1 protein-coding gene is annotated in these 2,184 nt (G+C 72.0%); it reads left to right on the plus strand.

The window, feature by feature from the left end; all coding sequences use genetic code 11:
* Positions 1–2,184: type I polyketide synthase (locus tag G3N92_RS33135; RefSeq protein WP_206131729.1), on the plus strand; the 2,184-nt coding region annotated here is incomplete at both ends.

Below are 2,184 nucleotides of genomic sequence, written 5' to 3' on the forward strand. Positions count from 1 at the left end.
CGCGGCCGCGCGCGAACCGGCCGCGGCCGCCAACGTGCCGGCCGTGCTCGCGTTCGACGCGCCCGGCTCGCTGCGCAACCTCGAATGGTTCGCGCTGGCCGAGCATCCGCTGGCCGCGCTCGACGTCGAAATCGAACCGGTGGCCACCGGCCTGAACTTCCGCGACGTGATGTACGCGATGGGCCTGCTGTCCGACGAAGCGGTCGAGAACGGCTTCGCCGGCGCGACCATCGGCATGGAGCTGGCCGGCCGCATCGTGCGCGTGGGTCGCGACGTCACCGGCTTCGCGCCGGGCGACGCGGTGCTCGGCTTTGCGCCGGCCTGCTTCGCGACGCGCGTGGTGACGCGCGCCGACGCCATCGCGCTGAAGCCGGCGCGTCTGAGCTTCGAGGAAGCCGCGACGATCCCCACCACGTTCTTCACGGCCTGGTATGCGCTGGTCGAGCTGGCGCGCCTGCGCCGCGGCGAGCGCGTGCTGGTGCACGGCGGCGCGGGCGGCGTGGGCATCGCGGCGATCCAGATCGCGCGCCACGTCGGCGCCGAGGTGTTCGCCACCGCCGGCAGCGACGAGAAACGCGAGTTCGTGCGCCTGCTCGGCGCCGATCATGTGCTCGATTCGCGCAGCCTCGCGTTCGCCGATCAGGTGCGCGCGCTGACGGGCGGGCAGGGCGTGGACATCGTGCTCAATTCGCTGGCGGGCGAGGCGATGGTGCGCAGCATCGACACGCTGCGCCCGTTCGGCCGCTTCCTCGAACTGGGCAAGCGCGATTTCTACGAAAACAGCCATATCGGGCTGCGTCCGTTCCGCAACAACATCAGCTATTTCGGCATCGACGCCGACCAGTTGATGGGCGTGCTGCCGGAGCTGACCGCGCGCCTGTTCGGCGAGGTCATGGCGCTGTTCGCCAACGGCGTGCTGCATCCGCTGCCGTATCGCGCGTTCCCGGCCGAGCGGGCCGAGGACGCGTTCCGCTACATGCAGCAGGCGCGCCAGATCGGCAAGGTGCTCGTCACCTATCCGTCGGGCACGCCCGCGCCGACGCGCGGCCTCGCGGCCGCACCGGTGCTGGCGCTCGATTCGCGCGCGGCTTATCTCGTTATCGGCGGCACGGGCGGGCTCGGGTTCGCCACGGCGCGCCGGCTGGTCGAGCGCGGCGCGCGTCATCTGACGCTGGCGAGCCGCGGCGGCCAGCTTGCCGACGCCGCCCAGGCCGAAGCCGATCGCTGGCGCGACACGCTCGGTGTGAGCGTCGAGGCCGTGGCCTGCGACGTGACCGACGCCGGCGCGGTGCAGGCGATGGTGGCGCGGATCGCCGCGCGCGGCACGCCGCTCAAGGGCGTGCTGCACTCGGCGATGCAGATCGACGACGGCCTCGTGCGCAACCTCGACGACGCCCGCTTCGAAGCCGTGCTCGCGCCGAAGGTGGCCGGGGCCTGGAACCTGCATCGCGCGACGCTCGACGCGCCGCTCGACTGGTTCGTTGTGTATTCGTCGGCCACCACGTTCCTCGGCAATCCGGGGCAGGGCAGCTACGTGGCGGCCAACAGCTTCCTGGAGGCGCTGGTCGCGCATCGCCGCGCGGCGGGCCGGCCGGCGACGTTCATGGCCTGGGGGCCGCTGGAGGACGTCGGCTTCCTGGCGCGCAACGACACCACGCGCGAGGCGCTGCAATCGCGCATCGGCGGCGCGTCGATCACGTCCGACGAAGCGCTCGACGCGCTCGAACAGGCGCTGATCGACGACATCGCCGGCGAGGCCGTGGTGCGGCTCGACTGGCAGGCGCTGTCGCGCGGCATGCCGGCCGCGAATGCGCGCCGGTATGCGCAAATGCAGACGCGCGGCGGCAGCGATGCGTCGCGCGACGGCGGCGACAAGCTGCGCGAGCAGGTCGCCGCGCTGCCGCACGACGAGGCCGTGGCGTTCGTTTCCGAAACGCTGCGTACCCAGATCGCGCGGATCCTGCACATGACGGCCGACCGTATCGCGCTCGACCGCTCGGTGCTCGAAATGGGCATGGATTCGCTGATGGGCATGGAACTCGGCCTCGCGGTCGAGGAGACGTTCGAGGTGAAGCTCTCGGTGATGGCGATCGCCGACGGCGCGAGCGTGCTGTCGCTGGCGGGCCGCATCGTCGATTCGATCGCGGCGGCCGAGGCCAATGCGGGCGGCGACGCCGGCGCGGT

Source organism: Burkholderia sp. Ac-20379, from assembly GCF_017104645.1.
GTDB lineage: Bacteria > Pseudomonadota > Gammaproteobacteria > Burkholderiales > Burkholderiaceae > Burkholderia.